Genomic DNA, 18,432 nt, shown 5'->3' with positions numbered 1-18,432 from the left:
ATTTAAATCTCGATCATCTCAAAGTCTTCTTTGCCGACGCCGCACTCAGGGCACATCCAGTCATCCGGGACGTCCTCCCAGGCAGTGCCCGGCTCAATGCCGTCATCCGGCCAGCCTTCGGCTTCGTCATAGATAAGGCCACAAACAATACATTGCCACTTCTTCACAGCGTTTCCTCAGTGTCATTCCGGGGTGCAGATGATACTGGATCGCAGCGCTGGCGGCAAAAGGGTGTGGTAAACTTCGCGCCCATGGAACAGACTTCACTCACAGACCGGATCAACGCCGCCCTCCCCCAGACCCAGTGCACAAAATGCGGGTACCAGGGCTGTCGTCCTTACGCCGAAGCCATCGCGGCTGGCGAGGCGATCAATCGATGCCCGCCGGGTGGCCCACAGACCATCACCGTCCTGGCTGAATTAACCGGACAGCCCGCTCAGCCCCTGAATCCGGAAGTCGGCCAGCACGTGCCGCTGCAGCGCGCTGTGATCCGCGAAGACGAATGTATCGGCTGTACCAAATGCATTACGGCCTGCCCGGTGGACGCCATAGTCGGCGCGGCCAAACTGATGCACACCGTGATCGCCAGCGATTGCACCGGCTGCGATCTGTGTGTCGAGCCCTGTCCGGTCGACTGTATCGACATGATTACCGTCGGCACCGAAATCGAACCACCGAGTCGTGCGCAGGCGCAGGAATGGCAACTACGCTACGAGCAGCGCAAGGCCCGACTGACACGCGAAGCCGATGCACACGAGGCACGTCGTCAACTGCGTCTGCAGGAAAAACTGGCGACGCTGGACCGCGGTGAACAGCTGCAGAAAGACAGCATCGTCAATTCGCCCTGGGCCAAGTCTCCCGAACAGCTGCGCGCCGAGATCATGGCGGCCGTGGCGCGCAAAAAAGGAGGTAAAGGGGACGGTGGGATTTAGTAAGCTAAATCCCTCCGTCCCCTTTTATCGATGAACAAACAGAAACGCACAGAAATATTCCAGCGACTGCGTGCCGAAAACCCCAATCCGACGACAGAGCTGGAATACAGCAGCACCTTTGAACTGCTGATTGCGGTAATCCTTTCCGCACAGGCCACAGACGTCGGCGTCAACAAGGCCACCCGCAAGCTCTATCCGGTAGCCAATACACCCGAGGCGATTCTGGCGCTGGGCGTTGACGGCCTGAAGTCCTACATCAAGACAATCGGCCTGTTTAACACCAAAGCCGAGAATGTCATCAAGACCTGCCGCGCGCTGGTTGAAAAGCATCAGGGCATTGTGCCATCCACCCGAGAGGAACTGGAGGCACTGCCCGGCGTGGGCCGCAAGACTGCCAATGTGGTTCTCAATACTGCTTTTAAACAGCCGGCCATGGCGGTCGACACACACATTTTCCGCGTCTCCAACCGGACTGGCATCGCGCCCGGCAAAAATGTCCTGGAGGTGGAAAAGCGCCTGATTCGTCTGGTGCCAGCCGAATTTCTGCTGGATGCCCATCACTGGCTTATCCTGCATGGTCGCTATGTGTGCGTGGCACGCAAACCCCGTTGCGGTGCCTGTGTCATTTATGATCTTTGTGAGTACAAAAAGAAAACCGAAGTCTGATATTCTGCAACTGATCGGCCAAATTCACCCAGGGACTGCCCGCCAGTATGACCACCATGACAACTTCTGCAAAACCTGTCGCCAGCGTCATCATCTCCACCTACAACTCTCCTGCCTGGCTGGAGAAAGTGCTTTACGGCTATTTTTATCAGGATCGTCATGACTTCGAGATCGTCATCGCTGATGACGGTTCAACTGAAGAGACCCGCACACTCATTGATGCCATGCGAACAAAGTCACCTGTCCCCATCATCCATGTCTGGCAGCGCGATGATGGCTTTCGCAAGTGTCGCATTCTCAACAAGTGTGTGTTGCACGCCAACGCCGAATATCTGATCTTCACTGACGGTGACTGTATTCCACGCCGCGACTTTGTCAGCACACACCTTGGTTCTGCCGAACCTGGCCTGTTTGTTTCTGGCGGCAGCCTGTTATTGCCAATGCCAACCAGCAAACTGATCGACCGCGACGATATCGAACAGCAGCGCTGCTTCGACAAACGCTGGCTGTATCAACATGGCCTAAAACCCACCCGCAAAATTCTGCGTATCAGCGCCGGCCCTACCCTTGCCGCGATACTGAATCGCTGCTCGCCCGCTGCGTGCAACTTCAAAGGCTCCAACGCAGCCGCCTGGAAAACCGACGTACTGGCGGTCAACGGCTTTGACGAGCGCATGGCCTATGGAGGCGAAGATCGGGAGTTTGGTGTGCGACTGCGCAACCGTGGAATCAGAGCACGCGACGTCAAGTACAGTGCGGTGCTGGTTCACCTGGATCACGCCAAAGGTTATCGGGACCCTGCCCTGATGGCGCAGAACAAAAACCTGAGGAAGCAGGTGGAGCGCGAGCGGATTACCCGCACGGAGTTTGGTATCCAGCAACTGGTCAACACGGGTTATACGGCAGACGCCGGCTCTACCCAATAGATCGACGCAGTTTGTTTACAACGCGGCGTAGCAGGCTCGGAGTCGGCGGCAATCCTGACTCTACAGGCTCGGCATAAGGTTCAAATGTCACCCACTCCGGTTCGCGAATATGCGGTTTGTCCGCCGTACTGCGCATCGGTATATAGTACTGACAATCCGCAAAATAATAGTGCGTCACCTGCGAATGGCGGCTCAATGTCGGATCCGTCTGAGGCGCACCGCCATGAATCAGATTGGCATGCCAGATCAGCGCCTCACCCTTGCGGATAGTGCCAAGTTGCGGCTTCAGACCATTCAGCTCAATGTGCTCGCGCATCATCTCTTCGTATTCTCGGTAATGCTCGTAACCCGGCTCAAGACCAAAGTCCTGCATCGACATTTCTGGCAGCTTGTGACTGCCAGGATAATAAATCAGTGGTCCGTTGTCCGGCGTAATATCTTCCAGCGCCACCCACACTCCCGCCATGTAACCATGCGGCAGACTGTTAAAGTGGATGGTGTCAGAGTGTGCGGCCTGGCGCGTGCCAGTGGGAAAGTTCAGGGTCTGAAATGGCCGGGCGCGGCGGCCCAGCAGTTGCTCCAGCGCCTGCAGCACATTGTCATGCACTGCCAGCTGCCGGACCTCATCCACGCGCTTCCAGAGATCCTGCAAGCGCGTGGGAAAAGTAGGATTGGCCTGAAACGCAGGATCATAGTGCACAAACACCTTCTCCTTCAGATCGTCAACAAACGCTTCATCCAGCCCCGGGTCAAACACCAGAAACCCTTGCTCATGAAACTGCGCAATCTGTTCCTGTGCCAAAACCATCCTGGGCCTCCGTACACTTATACTTTTCTGCCTTTATTCGCCGCGATTCTTAATCTCAGCGCATTGAGCTTGATGAATCCACCAGCATCTGCCTGGTTATAAGCGCCAGCATCATCCTCAAAGGTCGCGATATTCACATCGAACAGCGAATCTGCCGACTCACGACCTACCACGATGACGTTACCTTTGTAGAGCTTCAGACGCACGGTGCCGTTGACGTACTGCTGAGAGTAGTCGATCAGCTGCTGCAGTGCTTTACGCTCGGGGGCAAACCAGTAGCCGTTGTAGACCAGTGATGCGTATTTTGGCATCAGCTCGTCTTTCAGGTGGGCCAGTTCGCGGTCCAGTGTCACTGATTCAATGGCGCGGTGAGCTTTCAGCATCACGGTGCCACCGGGTGTTTCGTAGCAGCCGCGTGACTTCATGCCAACGTAGCGGTTCTCGACCAGGTCGGCACGACCGATGCCATTGGCGCCAGCAACCTTGTTCAGGTGCGCCAGTACGGTAGCAGGTGACATTTTTTCGCCGTCGATAGCTACAATGTCGCCCTTCTCGTAGGTCAGTTCGATATAGGTTGGTGTATCCGGAGCGTTTTCGGGAGATACCGACCACAGCCACATATCTTCTTCCGGCTCGGCACCCGGATTCTCCAGGATGTCACCTTCGTAGGAGATGTGCAGCAGGTTGGCATCCATGGAGTATGGAGACTTCGTGCCGCGCTTTTTCTCAACCGGGATGTTGTGCTCTTCACAATAGGCCAGCAGCTTGTCACGAGAAGTCAGATCCCATTCACGCCAGGGGGCAATCACCTGAATGCCGGGTTTCAGCGCGTAGGCACCCAGCTCGAAGCGCACCTGATCGTTACCCTTGCCGGTGGCACCGTGGGCGATCGCATCGGCGCCGGTTTCGTTGGCGATTTCAACCAGACGTTTGGCAATCAAAGGACGGGCGATTGAGGTACCCAGCAGGTATTCGCCTTCATACAGGGCGTTGGCACGGAACATCGGGTTCACGAAATCGCGCACAAACTCTTCGCGCAGATCTTCGATATAGATTTCCTTGATGCCCATGGCCTTGGCTTTAGCGCGCGCCGGCTCCAGCTCTTCACCCTGACCCAGGTCAGCGGTAAAGGTGACAACCTCACACTGGTAGGTTTCCATCAACCACTTGGCGATGACCGAGGTATCCAGGCCGCCGGAATAGGCCAATACCACTTTTTTGATGCCAGACATGCTGTGCTGCTCCAATTGAAAGGGATGAAAAAACAGGGCGGCAATTGTAGCAGATAAAAAGGCGGCGCTTAAGTCAGGGCTGGTCCGGGCCTGATCAGGCAAAAAAAAGGCCAGCCTGACGGCTGGCCTGAAATTCCCGAGGGAACACTCCGCTCACGGAAGGATGGCACAAAGCGTTTGAAGGACCCACAGGGCCTGCGGGTCCTTTTCGACAGCGGTCGTCAGAAGTCCATCTTGAAGCCGGCGCTGACGTTGCGGCCCGGCATCGGGATCACATCTGCCAGGAAGGAAGACGCATTGCGTACTTCCTCGTCCAGCAGGTTGCTGGCACGCAGGAACAGGTTGTAGCGGCCATTCTCGTCAAAGCTATGGCTGACGCTCAGATTAACCATCTTGTAGTCATCAACACCGGCTTCAAACGCGGCCGTGCGCTGCTGTTTGCCGCTGCGGTAGAACTCCAGCTCTGCGCTGGTCCGCGAAGCCACCTGGGCGTCCAGACGCACACCAACGCGACGCGGCGGGATTCGTGGCAGACGATCTGCAGTGTCTTCCAGCCCGACGCGTACGTAGTCACTGAACACCTCAGCTGCAAAATTGTCATTGAAGCGGTAGGCAAGCTCTGCCTCGTAGCCGGTGAACTTCGCATCACGCTGGGTGTACTTCACCAGACGAAAATCTTCGTACTGATCCAGCGTCCGCGCATAGATATAGTTGTCTACATTGTTGCGGAACAGGTTAAAACTGTAAGTCACCGGACCGGTCACCTTGCGCAGACCCAGTTCGATGTTGTCGGCCGACTCCTTGCGCAGCGGCTGATTATTCTCGAGACCACCACAGGTCAGCGGATCGGGAATCAGACCACACTCGAAGGTATTGGTCGCCACGTGAATTCCACGTGAGTACAGCTCCTGTGCGTGCGGCAGGCGCTGGGCACTGGCGTAGGTAGCAGACAGAATGATGCCGTCGCCCGCTTCCCAGATCGCCGAACCCGACCATGAACTGGCAGAGTCACTGAATGCCGGGCGACCACGAGGGTCATTGACCGGACGGTGTTTCTGACGGTCATAACGCGCGCCAGCTTCCAGATGCCAGGCATCGCTCAGCTGGAAGTGCTCAACAACAAAGACACCCGTTGCTTCAGATTCGATGGTCGGCAGGAATGGCGACTCGCCCTGCGAGCTGAACTCGGTATCAGAAACCTGCACACCGAACAGACCCTGCCACCCCATCAGTGAGGCATGATCAAACTCGATCCGCGCTTCGTAACCTTTATTGAAAAAGGCCGAACCTACTTCCTCTTCTTCAATTTCGTAGTGCTCGTAATCCGTGTTGCTGGCACGGAAGCGGACCTTGTTGATGCCCGGCAGTGGCGCCAGCAGCTCGCCACGAAGATCGACACGCTTGCTGGTCAGATCAATGAACGGGACACCATGCTCGTGGTCGTGTTCATCGCCATGATCATCGTGATCGTCGTCGTGTTCTTCATGATCGTCATCGTGAACATCTTCGTCATGATCGTCGTGCCCTTCACAGTGAAGATGGTCGCCGTGCGGATGACAGTCCCCGAATTCCTCGCTGTGCCCGGGAATACCGTAATCATCTTTGCGGTAGGAATAGGAAAGGCCAATAAAGCCACGCTCCCCTATCCACGATGCGCCCACACTGGAATTATTGCTGTCGGCAAAGGTGCCTTCGACACGGGCCTCATCCCAGTTGGGCGCCTCGTAATCATCTTTTTTGACCATAGAGGTCTCAAAGTGCACAGCAATGTTGTCACTCGCACGACTGGTCAGGCTGATCGCACCCGCACGTTCATTGGCGACCGTGTTGCCACGCAAGGCCACAAAACCATCATAGGTCTGGCCACCGTCTGCTCCCGGCATGGTGGATGGGATCTTGTCATCCAGCACGTTCACTACACCACCAATCGCGCCGCCGCCGTAGAGCAGCGTTGCCGGGCCACGTAGAACCTCAACACGCTGCGCAAGAATCGGGTCAACGGCAACCGCATGGTCTGGCGAAACATCAGAGGCATCGAGCACATTGCTGCCATCCGACAGCACTTTGGTGCGCGGCGTGGTCTGCCCGCGGATGACCGGTCGGCTGGAGCCTCCGCCAAAACTGTCAGCATGCACACCGGTCAGACCATTCAGCAGATCTCCCAGGGTGCCACCACGACTCAACAACTCATCTGAATCCAGCACACTGAATGGCGCCACAATCAGATCGGCGCTCTCGGTCACACCCAACGCCGTGACCCGGATCTCGGTCACATCTTCGGTTTGTGCCTGGGCGGCGCTTCCTGCGGCCGCAGTAATTCCGGCAACGGCCATGGCTATTGCGACGCTCAGCGGTGTTTTATTGTTCATTCTCAGTGATCCCTGTCATTTCAGTTTCAATATCAGCGCACCCAGGGGCGCGAGTAAGAGTATCGCCTGGCTGGACATGGTGTAATCAGGCAACTGACGCAGGATGATACAGCATATCATTTGATGGTGACAAGACGTTATATCATCACAAGACAAATGAATGGCAACAGGTAAGATAAGATCGCCAGATGATGTGGCATCAGGTACTGGCGAGGTTTCTGGACTAATTATCAGTGTTCGGCGTAGGAAGAAAGGGCTGAACAATCGCGCCTGTTCAGGTCAGTCCCAGGTCAGTCGTCGTCGGCATGGCGATGCAGGCGCAGCGTGACACGCCGGTTGCGGTCGCGGTCTTCGGCTGACTGCTCATTGCGCACAATGCGGAACTGGGGGGTGGAACCAAAATAACGGGTGGTGAGCATGTTCTCGTCAATGCCCTGCTCGATCAGATAGGTCTGCACGGCAAAAGCACGGATGCGTGACAGCTCAAGGTTGTCGCGGGCGTTTCCGGCGCTGTCAGTGAAACCATTGATATCAACAGCATGAACAGCGGGATCAGCTTTCATGTAGGTGACAATGTCATCCAGCTGCGCGCGCTGCTCGTCATTCAACTCGCGCTGACCAGTGGCCCAGAACACTGTGGATCGCTCAATCTGACCAAAATTGACCGGCAGCAGGTTGCCCTGACACTGATGGTACTCAGCATAGGCCTCACCGAATCGAACCGGCGAAATACCCACGTGCACTGATTCGGTATCACTGAACCACGCTCTGCGCATCAGGGTGGGCACCATGCCGCGACCCAGTTCCGCGATCAGCAGCTGGCTTTGCGCAGCATCCATGACCACCGGCTGTCTGGAACGCTGCACGTCCACGTATGCCAGATCACGCACTTGCAGATCCTGGCGCCAGCGCGGTGGCTGCGAGGTCAACAGCGCCCTGCCTTCCTGCATGGGACTGTTCGGAGACCGCAGATAAAAACGCATGGACTCACCGGCCTGATGATAGAACACGGCGGTACCAAAATTGGGAATCTGCTGAATCAGAGAACATTCGAAGATAGAGGTATCAACACTCCAGCCATCTTCGCCCAGATCAGGATAAAAAGAAGACACTGACCCGGCGTGCACCGATGTCGACAGCACTTGTGATGCCAACGACACCGCTGCCGCAGTGAGCATTACAGGCCAAGATAGGATAAACTTGCGCATTCGAGTCATTCGCCCGCCGAGTCAATGTCTTTCTACATCCCCTGACATCGGCCACAGTCACAGAAACTTTACTATGCAGACACTGACAATCACCCGCCCCGACGACTGGCACCTGCACCTGCGCGACGGCGACGTGTTACAAGACCTGGTCGGCCACACTGCCAGCCAGTTCGCCCGGGCCATCGTCATGCCCAATCTGAAACCACCTGTCACCACCACCGAAGCGGCCCTGGCCTATCGCCAGCGCATTCTCGCGGCGCGGCCGGCAGGCAACAGCTTTGAACCGCAGATGACACTTTACCTCACCGATCAGCTCAGCCCTGAGGAAGTTCGCAAGGCGCACGAGAGCGGCTACGTGCGCGCCGTCAAATACTACCCGGCCGGCGCCACCACCAACTCTGAAAGCGGCGTCACTGCGATAGAAAAAGTCTACCCGGTGCTGGAAACCATGGCCGAGATTGGCATGCCGCTGCTGGTGCATGGCGAAGTTACCGACAATGAAGTCGATATCTTCGACCGTGAGAAAATGTTCATCGATAACATACTGGCGCCGCTGCGCCAGCGCTTCCCCGAGCTGCGCGTGGTGCTCGAACATATTACCACCGCCGATGCGGCGCAGTTTGTCCGCGGCAGCGAAGGTGAGCTGGCGGCCACCATCACACCGCAACACCTTATGTACAACCGCAACCACCTGCTGGTCGGGGGTGTGCGCCCACATCTGTACTGCCTGCCAATCCTGAAGCGCAATGTGCACCAGCGCGCCCTGCTGGAAGTAGCCATCAGTGGCGACTCACGTTTCTTCCTGGGTACCGATTCCGCGCCGCACGCTCGGCCCACCAAGGAGACCGCCTGCGGCTGTGCCGGCTGCTACAGTGCCCACGCTGCCATTGAGCTTTATGCCGAGATCTTTGAGGACGCCGGCGCGCTGGACAAGCTCGAGGCCTTTGCATCTTTCCACGGGCCGGACTTCTACAAACTGCCACGTAACAGCGACACCATTACCCTCGAACGCAAGGAGTGGCAGGTGCCAGCCACTTACCCCTTCGGCGATGGCACGCTGGTACCGCTGCGTGCTGGTGAAACCATGCGCTGGCGTCTTGTCGGTTCCGTCACAGGGAGCAGTGCCAATGCATGATCACGACGATAACGACTCAACAGAAAGCCCACTGGGTAATCGCTTTCGTGGCTACCTGCCAGTAGTCGTGGATATCGAATGTGGCGGCTTCAATGCCAAAACCGATGCCATTCTGGAAATTGCTGCCGTCATTCTGGGCATGGACGAAAAAGGCCGGCTGCTGCCAGAGCAGACGCACTTTCATCGTGTCATCCCCTTCCCGGGCGCCAATATCGAAGAGGCCGCGCTCAAGTTTACGGGTATCAATCCCTACCACCCCTTGCGCATAGCCCGTAACGAAAAAGATGTGTTTGGTGACCTGTTCAAAGTCATCCGCACGGCCATGAAAACACATGGCTGCAAACGCGCGATTCTGGTGGCGCACAACGCCCACTTCGATCACGGTTTTATCAATGCCGCCACTGCGCGTCATGACCTCAAGCGCAACCCTTTCCACCCCTTCTCAAGCTTTGATACCGCCACCCTCAGCGGCCTGGCCTACGGACAGACCGTGCTGGCCCGCGCCTGCGAAGCGGCTGGCATTGAGTTTGATACCAAGTCGGCACATTCGGCGAAGTATGATGCGGAACGGACTGCGGAGTTATTCTGCGGAATCGTTAATCGTTACCAGGCTTTAGGTGGTTGGCCTTTGAAGTAACAGAACGCCCCAGGACGCTGACATGCGGCGTTAAAATCGCGGCGCGAAATGCTCATTTACGGGTTTGTAAACTCCGCTTTCGCGCCGCAATTTTGCCTTGCCTGACCGCGCCCTGAAACGCTCTTAAGTTAAAACTGAACTTCCAAATCCCGACCCCTGCTGTAATCCGTCATGCATGAGTGATCAATTCAAGATTAGATTTTTAGGAGGCTCTTCCGGCCGGCTGGGCGCCGCCCATCTCTGGGAAACGCTGGGGTGGATCGATTCGCCCGGCGCGCCGGTGAGAATCTCACGCGGGCCGGCGCGGCCCAGCAGTGGTGCCCGGTACATCGGAGACAAGGAGCAGCGCAGCTCGCCAAACACATTGGGGTCTATGCGCTGCTGCACGTAGTCGTGATTGATCAGCAGGCCGTGCTGCTCGGCTTTTTCCAGCATCCACTTCAGGGCGATATCTGACAGGCCGGCATCCACATAGCCACCACCGACATTGGAGTGCACGCCGGCAAACCAGACCTGCTCAATGTTCTGAATCTGCTGCGGCAGTGGCCATTGCCACAGCGTCGGCTGAAATGGCGCGCGTTTTTCGTTGATGGCCAGCGCGTGATAGGCATTCAGGATATTGGTGCCCAGCCGTGCGTTGTGAAAGCCATGCCGACGCCGGGTGAGCCAGCCTACAGGCCCGCGTGTGGGCAGACCCAGTGCACCTACCGTGTCCCAGACACCGATAAAGTTTACTGTGCCGTCATTGCTGTAATGGCGGGCACGAAAGTTCCGTGTGGCGATGTTCCGCGCAGGTCCGGCTGACATCCTATAGATGCGCGTCGCCTGCCGGCTTATCTGGGCAGCCTGTTGAGCGTTGGGAGGCGAAAATCGAGGCGCTTGCGGTGATACCTGTCTGGGTATGCCGCACACATCCAGCAGACCAGCCAGGCTGCGTGCGGCAAATGCACCCCGGCTGAAACCAATCAGAAACAGGCGATCGCCGTCCCGATAGTGCTGCATCAACCAGGCGTAGGCCTGACGCATATTGCCGAACAGGCCACGTCCGGCCACCCCGCCCCAGATCTTGTCGATGCGCCCTGCCGTGCCGACGCCAGCATCGTAATAACGCAGCTGTCTCTCGTCGCCGCCGGCCGATTCATCAATCGCGGCCGCGCGCACCATTTTCACTACATTGCTGGGCACCACCCGCTCGTGGTCGCGTTGGCCAGGCTGATTCCAGGTGCCATCCAGGGCTATCAGTATATTTCGCATGGTCTCGCCTCCTATTGGAGGTTATAGACCATCAATCAATGTGCTGCGTAATTTTTTTCGTCGATGTCTGCCGGACCGGCCAGGAAGTTGATTTGCCGTTTCACCGAGGCCCTTTCGTCTCGGGTGATATAGGCACTGCGGGCCAGGCGAATAAAGTATTCCGAGAAGTCATGAACCTGCTCACACTCACGCAGGGCGTCCTCAATCTCCCACAAGGCTTCATTCATGCCCTGCAGTTCCTCAAGCAGCGGCTGCAGCGCCGGATTGGTCAGCAAGGCAGAGCCTGTCAGCTCCAGCGCCGCCAGTTCCTGCTCCACATTGAGCAAATTGTCCGTGTCGTCCATGCGTTGCTGCTTGATGCGCAATATACTGATCCTGTCGACCAGCTCGCCGGCCAACACCGGTGCGCGATAGAAATTGCCTGGCTCAGCCATGCTCGTATCCCCTTGCTTCCGTCCTGTCCTGAGCGTAGCACAAATGACACAATGCCGTGATAAACTCCATCGTCAACTTGATTGTTAAAGAAACGTCTCGCAGGAGATTTATTCAGGATGAAACTAGCGATAGTCGGTACAGGTTACGTGGGTCTATCCAATGCTGTACTGCTGGCTCAGCATCATCACGTGGTTGCTCTGGATATCCTACCTGAACGGGTCGCTATGATTAATGCCGGCCAAAGCCCGATCGTGGACAGCGAGATTCAAGACTTCCTTAGCAATAAACCCCTGCACCTGACGGCCACGCTGGATAACCGGTTGGCCTACGAAGATGCCAATTATGTCATCATCGCGACCCCCACCGACTACGACCCGGTAACCAACTACTTCAATACCACCTCAGTCGAGTCGGTCATTCAGGATGTCATGCGCATCAACCCCAGGGCCGTGATGGTCATCAAATCGACCGTACCTGTCGGATTTACCGCGGATGCACGCAAGCGTTTTGGTACGGACAATCTGATTTTCTCGCCAGAGTTTCTGCGTGAGGGCCGTGCCCTGTATGACAACCTGCACCCCAGCCGCATCATCGTTGGTGAACGCTCAGAACGTGCGCAACAGTTTGCGGATCTGCTCAGAAGCAGCTCATTAAAACCCGATGCTGCCGTGTTGCTGATTGACTCCACCGAAGCGGAAGCGGTCAAACTGTTCAGCAACACTTACCTGGCCATGCGCGTTGCTTACTTCAATGAACTGGACAGCTACGCGGCCACGCACGGGCTTAACACGCGTCATATTATCGATGGCGTTTGCCTGGACCCACGTATCGGCAATCACTATAACAACCCCTCCTTCGGCTACGGCGGCTACTGCCTGCCCAAGGACACCAAACAACTGCTGGCCAATTATGAAGATGTGCCGCAAAACCTGATACGCGCCATCGTTGACTCCAATACCTCACGCAAGGACTACATTGCCAACGCCATCATTGCCCGGCAGCCAAAATGCGTGGGTATCTACCGACTGATCATGAAGGCCGGCTCCGACAACTTCCGCGCCTCCAGCATTCAGGGCATCATGAAACGCATCAAGGCCAAGGGCATCCCGGTCGTGGTTTATGAACCCGAGCTGGACCAGCCCGAGTTCTTTAAGTCTCGGGTCACCCACGACCTGGAATCCTTCAAAGGCGAATGCGACATCATCATCGCCAACCGCATGACCGAGCTGCTCGCCGATGTTGCGGACAAGGTCTATACGCGGGACCTGTTTGGCAGCGACTAGCTGCCCTCCACCCGCCAGACGCGACCACCAACATCATCGGCCACCAGCACGGCGCCACTGTCTTCGACCAGCACACCGACGGGACGGCCATAGGCCAGCGTCTCGTCATCGCTCAAGAACCCAGTGAGCAGGTCCACAGGATCGCCGGCAGGTTCGCCATTCTCAAAGGGGACAAATATCACTTTGTAGCCACTGAGCGGGTCACGATTCCAGGAACCATGCTGACCAACCAGCATGCCATTTGCGAACGGCGCCGGCAGACCAGCCTCGTTACCTATCCAGTCGAGACCCAGCGATGCGGTGTGCGCACCCAGCGCGTAGTCCGGTTCAAGCACTTCGTCCTCGGTATACGGCATGGGCTCCTCGACTCGAGGGTCAACGTTGTTACCCCAATAGCGCCAGGGCCAGCCATAAAAACCGCCCTCTTCCACGCTGGTCAGATAATCCGGCACCAGGTCACTGCCCAGCTCGTCACGCTCATTGACAGATACCCACAATTCACCCGTCTGCGGGTGCCAGGTCATCCCTACAGGATTACGCAGACCCTCTGCATAAATGCGCGGTTCTCCGGTCGCCACTTCGATCTCCCAGATTGCGGCGCGGCCATTCTCCTCATCCATGCCATTCTCTGCCACATTACTGTTCGACCCGATACCAATATACAGGTGCTCTCCGTCGGGGCTTGCCAACAGACTCTTGGTCCAGTGGTGGTTGATGCTGCCCAGGGTCAGATCCTGAACAAGTTCCGGCGGCTCGCTAATCATGTTCTGGCCGGACTGGTAGGGAAAACGCACCAGGGAATTGGCATTGGCAACGTATAAATAATCACCGACCAGCGCCATACCATACGGTGAGTACAGGTCATGTAGAAAGATATGCCGTTCATCTACCTCACCGTCATTGTTACTGTCGCGCAGCAAGGTGATGCGATTGGCATTTCGCACATCAGACGTGGCATCACTCTGCACCATGCCGGCCACCCAGCTTTTCAAGCCATCCGGACTGGACCCTGCAGGCGCTTTGCTCTCCGCTACCAGGATATCGCCGTTCGGCAACTCATAGAGCCAGCGTGGATTCAGCAGATCATCAGCGAAAACGGATACCTCTGTCCCGACCGCCGGCTCTGGCATTCGGCCATCAGGCCAGCCCTCTGCTTCGGCGATATTCAAGGTAGGTACTACATTGTCAGCAGGCGTGGTCAACTGGGGTTCTTGGCCCACGGTTGCTTCCAGGGGCAATTCTGCTTCATGACCACAGGCACCGAGCAGCGCCGCCCCGGTCATTGCGATCAGACTTGAACGCATCTTCATTCGCGATCCTCCTATGCTTTGCATCACATCGCCAGTCATCCCGACCGGAAATTTATTGTGAACATGCCCTCCGATAAGTTGTCCTATAAATAAGGCTGTAATTATTTAGTCAGCAATCTGGCGCTGGTGTTCCTGAGAAAATGCCCGCTGCCAGCGCAGGCTGTCATAATGGAGGGAGGATATTATGGATAAGCAGACTCGAAAAAATGATGCAAACGAGCATGTAAAAGGCAAGAAAGTCGCCATACTCGTAACCAATGGCTTCGAACAGAGTGAATTCACCGAACCGCGCCAGGCACTGGACGATGCCGGTGCCGTCACGACCGTCGTGTCACTGGATAAAGGCCCCATTCACGGCATGCACCACCAGACACTGGGGGATCACTTCGATGTGGATAAAACCATTGACCAGGTCAACAGCGATGATTTTGACGCGCTGCTGATCCCCGGCGGTGTCGCCAATCCGGATGCACTGCGGGGTAACGAGGCGGCTGTCGCCTTCGCTCGTGATTTTGTCAAAGCAGGCAAGCCAACCTTTGCCATTTGTCACGGCCCGCAAGTGCTGATTACTGCCGGCGTGGTCAAGGGTCGCAGCATGACCTCCTACAAAACTGTCAGAATCGATCTGGAGAACGCCGGTGCTCACTGGGTGGATCAGTCAGTGGTCGTCGACGAAGGACTGGTCACCAGCCGCAGCCCCAAGGATATTCCTGACTTTAATGCCAAGATGCTGGAGGAGCTTGCAGAGGGTCGGCACTAAGAGGGACGGCACTGATTGCCTGACGGCGCGCACCCTGCTGTCAATGCGGAGGGACTGCTGCATAGCGGTCTCTCCCACTTGCTCTAACGGCATGCAGGCCTCATGATGCAGCCATGATTGCCAACGCCCTTGGGCCCATTTTTCTGCTGATTCTTTTCGGCGCGCTGTTGCGGCGGGTCAACTTTCCAGGCACCGAGTTTTGGCCAGGCATTGAACGGCTGACCTACTACATTGCCTTTCCCGCCCTGCTGGTCCACCGTCTGGCACTGGCTGATTTCAGCAATGCCGACTTCGGACGTTTCGCGCTGGTGATCTGCTCGGCACTGCTGCTGATCAGCGTGTTGACCTGGATAATAAAGCCCTGGGTCAGTAGTAACGCCGCCGATTTCACATCCTTGTTTCAGGGCGCGATCCGGTTTAACACCTACATTGGTCTGGCCGTTGCCAGCGCGCTGTTTGGCGATGACGGCCTGGTTATCGCAGCGATAGCCGTCAGCATCATGATTCCCCTGGTCAATGTATTGAGCGTCATCTGTTTTTCGCTGGCCATCGACGGCCCGCTCAAATCACCGGCACAGGTATTGAGCGGCATGCTGACCAATCCGCTGATTGATGCCTGCCTGCTGGGGGTGGCGCTGAATCTTAGCGGCCTGGGACTGGCGGGGGCCTGGATCGAAACGCTGCTGGCGACTCTCGGCAGCACCGCCCTGCCACTCGGCCTGCTCGCCGTGGGCGTGGCGCTGAGCCTGGACACGGTCAGACAGGACTGGTCCATCATCCTGAGCTCCAGCGTGCTCAAGTTCATCGTATTCCCCGGGCTGATGTTGGCTCTGGCAATCTGGTGGCAACTGGATCTGCTGAGCAGGCAGGTTTTGCTATTGCTAGCCTGCCTGCCTACCGCCACCTCGGCCTACATTTTGTCTCGACAACTAGGCGGCAATGCGCCCATGATGGCCAATATTATCAGTGCGCAAACGCTATTGGCATTTGTGGTCATGCCCCTGTGGCTAAGCATAGTGTGACGCTGGCTGTCGATCAGGTTTACTTAGCCGTGAAATGCCGAAGGTTGAGTCAGGCACAGGCCAGAAAGTTAGGGTTCTCAAATCCGGGTTTGCCATAGCCCAGCTCGCGTCCACCCTGCTGTGTTTCAGCAACAGAACCCTCAAGAACCATGAGTCGGCCGCCGGCTGCACGCAGCACCGCATGCCCTGCCGCCGTATCCCACTCCATGGTGCGGCCCAGGCGTGGATACAGATCGCCCTCGCCCGCGGCAATCAGGCAGATTTTTAAGGAGGAACCAACCAATCGCCAGTCCGCAACGACCTGCCCCTCCAGACGCTTGTGCAAGGCATCATAGTCGCCATGGGAGCGGCTGGTCAGCACAACGGCACCAGCGTCAGGTATATCTCTTACAGTGATTTCGCGTCTGGCACCGGCATCAACAATAAATGCGCCTTCTTTCTCACTGCCGGCAAACACGGTGTCTGTTACCGGCGCATACACCACGCCCAAAACGGGAGCCCCATCCTGTATCAGCGCAATATTGACCGTGAATTCTCCATTGCGGCTGACAAACTCCTTGGTGCCATCGAGCGGATCGACCAACCAGAATTGTCGCCCCGGCGACACTTGCTTGCCTGCAGACATGGCCTCTTCGGCAACAATGGGAATATCCGGTGTCATCTGTCGCAGCGCCGCGGTGATGACAGCCTCTGCGCGCTCATCAGCTGCCGTCACCGGAGAATCATCGCGCTTCTCATGGACGGCAAAATCAGTGGCGTAGATTTTCATGATCACGTCACCGGCATGACGCGCGACCGCGATCAGTTCTTCAAGTAACTGGGTCTGATTCATAGCCTTACCTCCTGCTTCAGTTAAAGCCAGCAGAATCTCCATCACACGCGAAGCTGACTGCTCAGGTGACTCCGCGTCAGTGCGTATGGCAAGTGTCGGGTCGACTGGCGCCTCATAGGGCGAATCCACGCCGGTAAAATGCGTCAGTTCACCGCGCCGCGCCCGCTTATACAGCCCTTTTGGATCACGTGCCTCTGCCACCGACAAAGGTGCATCAACAAATATCTCAACAAATGCGGCGCCGCTGGCCTCAATGATCTGTCGGGCCATGTTCCTGTCCGCCTGCATCGGTGAGATCAGCGCCACCAATACAAGTTGACCGAACTGACTCTGTTCGCTGGCCAGCACTGCGGCCCGGCGCACATTTTCTGCACGGTCTTCCGGGGTAAACCCCAGATCACGACAGGGACCGGCACGCAGTTCATCGCCGTCCAGCGTCACCACGGGCAGTGACTGCTCCCGTAACAGGGTCGCAACCCGTTGCGACAAAGTGGTCTTGCCGGCACCGGACAGACCCGTAAACCAGACAACGGTGGGCTTAAACTTTAAAGAACTCACGATACCACGTCACAAAGTTATCGATGCCCTGCTGCACCGGAGTGCCCGGTTTGTAACCCATATCCTCTACCAGATCATCCACGTTGGCAAAGGTGGCAGGGACATCACCTGGCTGCAATGGCAGGTATTCTTTCTCAACTGTGACACCCAGCGCCTTTTCAATTGCCTCAATAAAATCCAGCAATTTGACGGTATTGTTATTGCCAATATTGTAGATCTTGTAGGGTGCGGACGAACTGCCAGGGTTGGGATCCGCACCCGACCAGTCCGGATCGGCAGAGGCCGGGTTGTCAATCACTCGCACCACGCCTTCAATAATGTCATCAATATAGGTGAAGTCTCGACGCATATTGCCGTGATTAAACACCTTGATCGGCTCACCGGCCAATGCCGCCTTGGTAAACAGGAACAGCGCCATGTCCGGCCTGCCCCACGGCCCGTAAACCGTAAAGAAACGCAGCCCTGTGGTGCGAATGCCAAACAGATGCGAGTAGGTATGCGCCATCAACTCGTTGGATTTTTTGCTGGCCGCATACAGGCTGATCGGGTGATCCACATTGTGTGTGGTGGCAAACGGCAGTGATTCATTCAGACCATAGACTGACGAGCTGGAGGCATACGACAGACTCTCCACACCAAAATGACGGCAGGCTTCCAGCAGATTGATAAAACCCACAATATTGGAATCAATGTAGGCCTGCGGGTTGGTCAGCGAATAGCGCACACCTGCCTGGGCTGCCAGGTTGCAGACAGCGTCAAACTTCTCACTGGCAAACAGCGCATCAATCGCAGCCTTGTCTTCAAGCTGCAGTTGAATAAACCGGTAGTTGGCCGAGGTGGAGGACTGGGCAAGCTTGCCATAAGCCAGTGACTCACTAGCAATTCCAGCCTCAGCCAGTCGCCCGTACTTCACATTGACATCGTAGTAATCATTGATGGAGTCCAGGCCCACAACTTCGTCGCCGCGGGCAACCAGACGCTGCGCCAGGTGGAATCCAATAAAGCCGGCAGTCCCGGTAACCAGGATCTTCATGATCAACCATTCCTTGAGTTTGATTTCAGGAC

At 56.6% G+C, this 18,432-nt stretch carries 18 protein-coding genes; 8 read left to right on the top strand and 10 right to left on the bottom strand.

All coding sequences use genetic code 11. The features are described from left to right. Nucleotides 1–2: 2 nt before the first annotated feature. Nucleotides 3–167: a rubredoxin gene (gene rd / locus QGM61_RS03945; protein ID WP_237134283.1), complete on the bottom strand. Its 165-nt coding sequence runs from the start codon at nt 165–167 to the stop codon at nt 3–5. A gap of 84 nt (nt 168–251) precedes the next feature. Here rd and rsxB point away from each other — a divergent pair, with 84 nt between their 5' ends. From rsxB to QGM61_RS03930, 3 genes are read left to right on the top strand one after another with little or no spacing between them, the layout of a single operon-like run. Further along, entirely contained in the window at nt 252–932 is a 681-nt protein-coding gene (gene rsxB / locus QGM61_RS03940) for an electron transport complex subunit RsxB (protein WP_281132098.1), read from the top strand. A 30-nt stretch (nt 933–962) separates the two neighbouring features. Next, nucleotides 963–1,598, top strand: a complete 636-nt coding sequence (nth, locus tag QGM61_RS03935) for an endonuclease III (RefSeq protein ID WP_237134285.1) — start codon at nt 963–965, stop codon at nt 1,596–1,598. A gap of 56 nt (nt 1,599–1,654) precedes the next feature. Next, on the top strand, nt 1,655–2,524 hold the full coding sequence (locus tag QGM61_RS03930) for a glycosyltransferase family 2 protein (protein ID WP_281132097.1): 870 nt from the start codon (nt 1,655–1,657) through the stop codon (nt 2,522–2,524). On the opposite strand, the gene QGM61_RS03925 is transcribed toward QGM61_RS03930, so the two are convergent. From QGM61_RS03925 to QGM61_RS03910, 4 genes are all read right to left on the bottom strand, one after another. Beyond that, nucleotides 2,514–3,332, bottom strand: a complete 819-nt coding sequence (locus tag QGM61_RS03925) for a phytanoyl-CoA dioxygenase family protein (protein ID WP_281132096.1) — start codon at nt 3,330–3,332, stop codon at nt 2,514–2,516. The two genes, QGM61_RS03930 and QGM61_RS03925, sit on opposite strands and share 11 nt — an antisense overlap. 17 nt (nt 3,333–3,349) lie before the next feature. Continuing rightward, a complete protein-coding gene (locus QGM61_RS03920; RefSeq protein WP_281132095.1) occupies nt 3,350–4,564 on the bottom strand; it encodes an argininosuccinate synthase in 1,215 nt (404 codons plus the stop codon). 221 nt (nt 4,565–4,785) lie between these two features. Then, nucleotides 4,786–6,933, bottom strand: coding sequence for a TonB-dependent receptor domain-containing protein (locus tag QGM61_RS03915; RefSeq protein ID WP_281132094.1), 2,148 nt, complete (start codon nt 6,931–6,933; stop codon nt 4,786–4,788). A 290-nt stretch (nt 6,934–7,223) separates the two neighbouring features. Next, complete coding sequence (locus QGM61_RS03910; RefSeq protein ID WP_281132093.1) at nt 7,224–8,087, bottom strand: flagellar protein MotY; 864 nt, start codon at nt 8,085–8,087, stop codon at nt 7,224–7,226. A 127-nt stretch (nt 8,088–8,214) separates the two neighbouring features. On the opposite strand from QGM61_RS03910, the gene pyrC reads away from it, so the two are divergent. Together pyrC and rnt are read left to right on the top strand one after the other, a co-directional pair. Further along, a complete protein-coding gene (gene pyrC / locus QGM61_RS03905) occupies nt 8,215–9,276 on the top strand; it encodes a dihydroorotase (RefSeq protein WP_281132092.1) in 1,062 nt (353 codons plus the stop codon). Further along, nucleotides 9,269–9,913, top strand: a complete 645-nt coding sequence (rnt, locus tag QGM61_RS03900) for a ribonuclease T (protein WP_281132091.1) — start codon at nt 9,269–9,271, stop codon at nt 9,911–9,913. Before pyrC ends, rnt begins: the two co-directional genes overlap by 8 nt. A 183-nt stretch (nt 9,914–10,096) precedes the next feature. On the opposite strand, the gene QGM61_RS03895 is transcribed toward rnt, so the two are convergent. Beyond that, on the bottom strand, nt 10,097–11,167 hold the full coding sequence (locus QGM61_RS03895; protein WP_281132090.1) for a DUF2235 domain-containing protein: 1,071 nt from the start codon (nt 11,165–11,167) through the stop codon (nt 10,097–10,099). A 35-nt stretch (nt 11,168–11,202) separates the two neighbouring features. Then, on the bottom strand, nt 11,203–11,601 hold the full coding sequence (locus QGM61_RS03890; RefSeq protein WP_281132089.1) for a hypothetical protein: 399 nt from the start codon (nt 11,599–11,601) through the stop codon (nt 11,203–11,205). Nucleotides 11,602–11,718: 117 nt separating this feature from the next. Here QGM61_RS03890 and QGM61_RS03885 point away from each other — a divergent pair, with 117 nt between their 5' ends. Continuing rightward, nucleotides 11,719–12,885 (top strand): nucleotide sugar dehydrogenase, encoded by a 1,167-nt coding sequence (locus QGM61_RS03885; RefSeq protein ID WP_281132088.1) that lies wholly within the window; start codon nt 11,719–11,721, stop codon nt 12,883–12,885. Here QGM61_RS03885 and QGM61_RS03880 read toward each other — a convergent pair. Then, complete coding sequence (locus QGM61_RS03880; RefSeq protein WP_281132087.1) at nt 12,882–14,195, bottom strand: PQQ-dependent sugar dehydrogenase; 1,314 nt, start codon at nt 14,193–14,195, stop codon at nt 12,882–12,884. The genes QGM61_RS03885 and QGM61_RS03880 overlap by 4 nt on opposite strands. Nucleotides 14,196–14,379: 184 nt before the next feature. Between QGM61_RS03880 and QGM61_RS03875 the strand changes: the two genes are divergently transcribed. Together QGM61_RS03875 and QGM61_RS03870 are read left to right on the top strand one after the other, a co-directional pair. After that, a complete protein-coding gene (locus QGM61_RS03875) occupies nt 14,380–14,955 on the top strand; it encodes a type 1 glutamine amidotransferase domain-containing protein (RefSeq protein WP_281132086.1) in 576 nt (191 codons plus the stop codon). 113 nt (nt 14,956–15,068) lie between these two features. Beyond that, complete coding sequence (locus QGM61_RS03870) at nt 15,069–15,977, top strand: AEC family transporter (RefSeq protein WP_281132085.1); 909 nt, start codon at nt 15,069–15,071, stop codon at nt 15,975–15,977. A 49-nt stretch (nt 15,978–16,026) separates the two neighbouring features. On the opposite strand, the gene cysQ is transcribed toward QGM61_RS03870, so the two are convergent. After that, on the bottom strand, nt 16,027–17,367 hold the full coding sequence (gene cysQ / locus QGM61_RS15250) for a 3'(2'),5'-bisphosphate nucleotidase CysQ (protein ID WP_317622136.1): 1,341 nt from the start codon (nt 17,365–17,367) through the stop codon (nt 16,027–16,029). Then, nucleotides 17,348–18,400: an NAD-dependent epimerase gene (locus QGM61_RS03855; RefSeq protein ID WP_281132084.1), complete on the bottom strand. Its 1,053-nt coding sequence runs from the start codon at nt 18,398–18,400 to the stop codon at nt 17,348–17,350. The genes cysQ and QGM61_RS03855 overlap by 20 nt, the downstream gene beginning before the upstream one ends. Nucleotides 18,401–18,432 lie beyond the last annotated feature (32 nt).

This window comes from Pseudohongiella sp. SYSU M77423 (assembly GCF_029911965.1).
Classification (GTDB): Bacteria; Pseudomonadota; Gammaproteobacteria; order Pseudomonadales; family Pseudohongiellaceae; genus Pseudohongiella.
This window is presented reverse-complemented; position numbering and strand designations above follow the sequence as displayed.